The organism is Bacillus cereus group sp. BfR-BA-01522 (assembly GCF_022662635.1).
In the GTDB taxonomy this organism is placed as follows: Bacteria; Bacillota; Bacilli; order Bacillales; family Bacillaceae_G; genus Bacillus_A; species Bacillus_A cytotoxicus.
Genome location: NZ_JAKUDY010000031.1, coordinates 1 through 5,475, shown reverse-complemented (window position 1 = coordinate 5,475; position 5,475 = coordinate 1). Strand labels below are relative to the sequence as shown.

The following is a 5,475-nucleotide window of genomic DNA, read 5'->3' as shown; positions in this document are numbered from 1 at the left end:
GCCAGCGTTCATCCTGAGCCAGGATCAAACTCTCCAATAAAGTTTGTCTAGCATCATAAATAAAAATTGACGTTTCACGTTGTTTGTTTCGTTCAGTTTTCAAAGAACTCGCTTGTCGCCTCATTTGCGACTTCCTTATGTTAACATTTTTATATTTCAATGTCAACTAAGTTTTTTTATTTCGTTTGTCGCGTTTTACGTTATTGCTATCAGCGACTCGTATAATATTACACCTCCATATACTAATAGTCAATAGTTTTTTAAGGATATTTATTCTTTCTACCGAATGATAAATATTCCTCTTGTCCCCTCTATAATTTTTCGCTAGATTGCTCATACATTACATTCCCTAATTCAATACCGCAATAACAACCTTATTTTAACAATTTATAGTATATAATTAGATAGCGATTACATTTTTTATTACCAAGGTTATAATACATATACAAATGAAACTACTAACAAAATGACATGAAAAGCTGGTGAAAATATGAAAGAAATTCGTGTACTCATAGCAGATGATGAGAAAGAAATACGTGATTTATTAAAGAAATATTTAGAACGAGAATTATATACAGTAGACACTGCTATAGATGGCGAGGAAGCTCTCAAGTTATTTACTCATAATACCTATAATCTTGTCATATTAGATTTAATGATGCCAAAAATTGATGGTATCGAAGTATGCAGAAGGCTTAGAAACAATACCAATATCCCTATATTAATGCTGACGGCAAAAGATCAAGAGGTAGATAAAATTGTAGGATTAAGTATAGGTGCTGACGATTACATTACAAAACCTTTTAGCGTTAATGAAGTAATTGCCAGGATTAAAGCGCTTATGAGACGTTTTTTAGTATTAGGAAGTAATGCCAATACACAAGAAAAAACAATCCTAACCTTCAAAGGGCTAACAATTGATATTAGCAAGTACATCGTTACCGTAGGTGACAAAGAAATCTCTTTAACAGGAAAAGAGCTAGAACTTCTAAAGTTTTTCGCATCAAATCCTGAACAAGTGTTCACAAAAACACAGCTCTTCCGTAATGTTTGGGATAGCAATTATATAGAAGATGATAACACGGTTATGGTACACATTCGAAAGCTTAGAAAAAAAATAGAAGCTGATCCTTCAAATCCTAAATTCATCCAAACGGTATGGGGCATTGGCTATAAATTTGTAGGTGAAAAGTATGAAGAACGATAAGATTCTCTATCTAATTCTATTTCAGTTCATTATCATTACTGGAATACAATTTATCAATATGACTCATACATTACAGTTCATTCTCTTTATACTTCTTATCCTTATCACAATAAGTCTTTTTTTCAAAAGACTTTACTTTATAGAAACTAGAAAGTCCATCGTCACAAAACTAGAACGTGTGATTCTCGGTAATTTTCAGACAAGGTTATATACGAATAATGATCGTTCGTTGGATAATGTAATCTTCCATGTTAATGAATTAATAACCAAATTAGAAAAAGTACAAATTGAGGCAAAAAAATCCCAAAAAGCCAGAAAACAACTGCTATCGAGTATTTCACACGATATACGAACACCTCTTACTTCTATTATCGGATATATTGATGCCTTAAAAGATGGTATAGCCACTTCTAAAGAAGAAGAATTAGAGTATCTTGAAATACTCTCAAACAAATCAAATAGTTTAAAACAATTGGTTGATGAAATATTTCATATGGCAAAAATTGATGCAGATGAACTTCCTTTTAAAGAAGAACAGCTAGACCTTTCAGAAATTACACGGGAAACACTCATTGAATTTTTGCCCGAGCTATCTAAATATCATATTGAGTTAAAAATAGATATTCCAGAAAAGCCTTGTTTGATTACAGGGGATTCTTTTCACATCATACGAGTAATGAACAATCTTATAAAAAATGCTATACATTACGGAAAACAAGGAGCAATATTAGGAGTCAAGCTATTAGAACATCACAATGAATACCATATCCTCGTTTGGGATAAAGGACCTGGTATTCCTCATCAAGATTTAGAACATGTCTTTGAGAGAATGTACCGAATTGATCAATCTCGAACCCTTTCGTCTCGTAGTAGCGGCTTAGGACTTGCTATCGCAAAAGCACTTGTTGAAAAGCACAGAGGTCGCATATGGGTAGAAAGTATTCCATGGGAAAGAACCACTTTTGGCTTTTCCATCCCAAAGCAGAATTCTTTTAAGAAATAGTTAAGAATTGATTAAGTAGCAGTTAAACCCTTCTTTTTATTATGTATGTAAAAGATCATAGAAAGTGGGTGTTCACCATACATACAATTATTAAAACAACAAACTTAACAAAAGTTTATGGAAAACAGAAATCTGTAGATCATCTCAATATAAATGTAAATAAAGGAGAGATTTACGGATTTATCGGCCGAAACGGTGCAGGTAAAACAACAACCATTCGAATGCTACTAGGTCTTATAAAACCTACAAACGGAAAAATCGAAATATTTGGAGAGGATTTCACCAAAAACCAAAAAGATATTTTAAGACGAATTGGTTCAATTGTTGAAGTTCCAGGTTTCTATGAAAACTTAACTGCAAAAGAAAATTTATTAATTAACGCAAAAATTATCGGAGTTCATAAGAAAAATGCGATTGAAGAGGCATTGGAAATTGTCGGTCTGCAGCATGAAACGAAAAAACTGGTTGGAAAATACTCGTTAGGAATGAAACAACGCTTAGGAATTGCAAGAGCACTCCTCCATTATCCAGAACTTTTAATACTAGATGAACCTACAAACGGTTTAGACCCAATTGGAATTAAAGAAATGCGGAAGCTTATTAAAACATTAGCACAAGAAAGAAATATAACGATATTCATTTCTAGCCATATTTTATCTGAAGTCGAACAGTTAGTTGACCATATGGGAATTATCCACAAAGGGAAACTATTAGAAGAGACATCTTTAGATGCATTACGTAAAATGAATCGCAAATACCTAGAATTCCAGGTAAATAATGATAATAAAGCAGCGCTACTTTTAGAAAAGCAATTTCATATTTTTGATTATGAAGTACATGATGAAGGAAATATTCGCGTTTATTCTCACTTTGGACAACAAGGTCAAATCAATAAAATGTTTGTTCAAAATGACATTGAAGTATTAAAAATTATAATGAGCGAAGATCGATTAGAAGATTATTTCACCAAATTAGTCGGGGGTGGAACAATTGGTTAATCTCCTATATACAGAGTTATTAAAATTGAAACGTTCTAATATGTTCTTAATCAGTATGATCGGAGCAGCTGTAGCACCATTTATGATTGTTTTAGCTTTTTATATAGAAAAGCAAAGTAAACCATCGGCTCCACCTGCGAGTTTCGATGTCCTTTTTCTTAATGTGAATATGTACACAGCTTTATTTATGGGAGTTCTTCTATATGGAGTCGTTACTGCTTATCTCTTTAATCGTGAATACACAGAGAGTACATTAAAAAATTTATTAACTATTCCTGTATCACGTTTCCATTTTGTTATGAGTAAATTCATCCTTTTATTTCTTTGGATTATGATACTGACCGTCATTGCATGGGGACTAACTTTACTATTAGGACTATTAGGAGGGTTCCCTGGATTAAATAACATATTACTATTCCAATTTTTAGTGAAATTTTTAATAAGTGGTGGATTTCTTTTTATCTTATCGTCTCCTATTGTATTGGTAACCTTTATAACAAAAACATATGTTCCACCTATTATATTAACAATTGTTATAGCATTGATAAATGTTCTAACTGCAAGTTCAGAACACAAAGATTTATTTCCTTGGACAGCTGCACTAGATATAGTAAACCAGGATTTGCAACCGACATATCCTCCAGAATATTCTTATATCATTATTACTACTACATCACTTATTGGCTTTATAGCAGCCATATTCTATTTCAAACAGATTGATATTCATTGATTTATACAGATGATGAAATGCATTTTGTATCTGTATAAACAAGTAGGAGGAAACTTATGAGCGATATAATGATTGCCTTCATACTCGGTATTATAGAAGGATTAGCTGAATTTTCATCCATCTCTTCTACTGGTCATCTTATATACTAGTCGGACACTTATTAGACTTTGAAGGGGAAAGAGCAAAAACGTTTGAGATTGTTATACAATTAGGAGCGATTTTAGCTATTGCTGTTTTATCTCATAAACGACTTGTTTCTTTATACAACATAATATTCCTCTTGCAAAAAGAGAAAAAATTCAATGCAATCCATGTATTCCTAGGTGTATTTCCAGCTGTAGTTGCTGGCTTACTATTACATGATGTAATCAAAATATAATTATTTCAGCCATATACTGTCGTTATCGGGCTTGTCGCAGGGGCCATTATTACGCTCTTTTGCAGAGGTTAAAAAAACGAGGCTATCGCTTATTCATTAAATGATTTAACATATCGCCAAGCATTAACAATTGGTTTGTTTCAATGTTTAGCAATGTATCCTGGATTTGCAAGAGCTGGATCTACCATTTCGGGAGGATTATTAGCAAAAGTAAATTATAAAACAGCATCAGAATTCTCCTTTCTGATTGCTCTTCCCGTTATGATTGGAATAACAGGCCGAGATGTATTAAAAAACTGAAAGTATTTAAGTATAGCTGATATTCCGATGTTCGCAGTCGAATTCATTACTTCTTTCATAGCGGCAATGTTGACTGTTGTAATCTTTTTAAATCTACTTTCAAAACTATCGTATTTTATTAGCTACTCTATTCACAACTTTCATATTGTTATAAGGACAAACAACTAAAAATAAACATATAAAACTTTTCAAATAACATTTGATATGTAAAAAAAGTCTCAAAAATCAGAAATGAAGGTGATGAATCATAAATGCATTTGCACAAACATACTGGGATACATATTGGGGAAATCGAGAAAAACCAAAATCAGTCAGCGCTTGGCAATTCGGAGCCTGTCCCGATGATCTTGCTCAATTAGTAATAAATGGTGTAAAAACCGCAACATGCTCTGCTCATATATTTTATGAATTAGAAAATGAACCAATTCCAGCAGTAAATGATTATAGCATCATATTGAACAGCAAAGACGAACCTGTAGCTATTATTAAAACAATAGAAGTTACTTTAATACCAATGAATGAAGTTAGTGAAGAATTCGCGATTGCAGAAGGAGAAGGCGACCGCACATATGAGTATTGGAAAAAGACTCACATAGAATTCTTTACAAATGAGTTGATGAAGATTGGTCGCAAATTTTCCGAAGACATATTGCTTATTTGTGAATGCTTTGAGCTTATCGATGTAAAAAAATAAAAATTTAACTCATAAATACAAAAAAACCTAAGTCAGTTTGACTTAGGTTTTTGGCTTGGCGACGTCCTACTCTCACAGGGGCAAGGCCCCAACTACCATCGGCGCTAGAGAGCTTAACTTCCGTGTTCGGTATGGGAACGGGTGTGACCTCTCTGCCATCATCA

5 protein-coding genes, 1 rRNA gene and 1 pseudogene are annotated in these 5,475 nt (G+C 32.9%); 6 read left to right on the top strand and 1 reads right to left on the bottom strand.

The window, feature by feature from the left end; translation table 11 throughout:
* The first annotated feature begins 490 nt into the window (after positions 1–490).
* From MR059_RS21285 to MR059_RS21260, 6 genes and pseudogenes are all read left to right on the top strand, one after another.
* Positions 491–1,207: a response regulator transcription factor gene (locus tag MR059_RS21285; RefSeq protein WP_011983387.1), complete on the top strand. Its 717-nt coding sequence runs from the start codon at positions 491–493 to the stop codon at positions 1,205–1,207.
* Entirely contained in the window at positions 1,194–2,210 is a 1,017-nt protein-coding gene (locus MR059_RS21280; RefSeq protein WP_011983386.1) for a sensor histidine kinase, read from the top strand. The genes MR059_RS21285 and MR059_RS21280 overlap by 14 nt, the downstream gene beginning before the upstream one ends.
* A gap of 68 nt (positions 2,211–2,278) precedes the next feature.
* Complete coding sequence (locus MR059_RS21275) at positions 2,279–3,208, top strand: ABC transporter ATP-binding protein (protein WP_087097574.1); 930 nt, start codon at positions 2,279–2,281, stop codon at positions 3,206–3,208.
* Positions 3,201–3,938: an ABC transporter permease gene (locus MR059_RS21270; protein WP_011983384.1), complete on the top strand. Its 738-nt coding sequence runs from the start codon at positions 3,201–3,203 to the stop codon at positions 3,936–3,938. The genes MR059_RS21275 and MR059_RS21270 overlap by 8 nt, the downstream gene beginning before the upstream one ends.
* 56 nt (positions 3,939–3,994) lie before the next feature.
* Positions 3,995–4,785 (top strand): annotated as a pseudogene (locus MR059_RS21925) (undecaprenyl-diphosphate phosphatase).
* A gap of 79 nt (positions 4,786–4,864) precedes the next feature.
* Positions 4,865–5,311 carry an ASCH domain-containing protein gene (locus MR059_RS21260; RefSeq protein WP_041809383.1) on the top strand — a complete coding sequence of 149 codons (447 nt, stop codon included), beginning with the start codon at positions 4,865–4,867 and terminating at the stop codon, positions 5,309–5,311.
* A 53-nt stretch (positions 5,312–5,364) separates the two neighbouring features.
* Here the strand turns inward: MR059_RS21260 and rrf are convergent.
* Positions 5,365–5,475: ribosomal RNA gene (gene rrf / locus MR059_RS21255) — 5S ribosomal RNA — on the bottom strand; the annotation flags it as partial.

Bases quoted from the DNA above. Each gene is read 5' to 3' on its own strand.
- MR059_RS21285 (WP_011983387.1), top strand. From the start codon at position 491: ATGAAAGAAATTCGTGTACTCATAGCAGATGATGAGAAAGAAATACGT.
- MR059_RS21280 (WP_011983386.1), top strand. From the start codon at position 1,194: ATGAAGAACGATAAGATTCTCTATCTAATTCTATTTCAGTTCATTATC.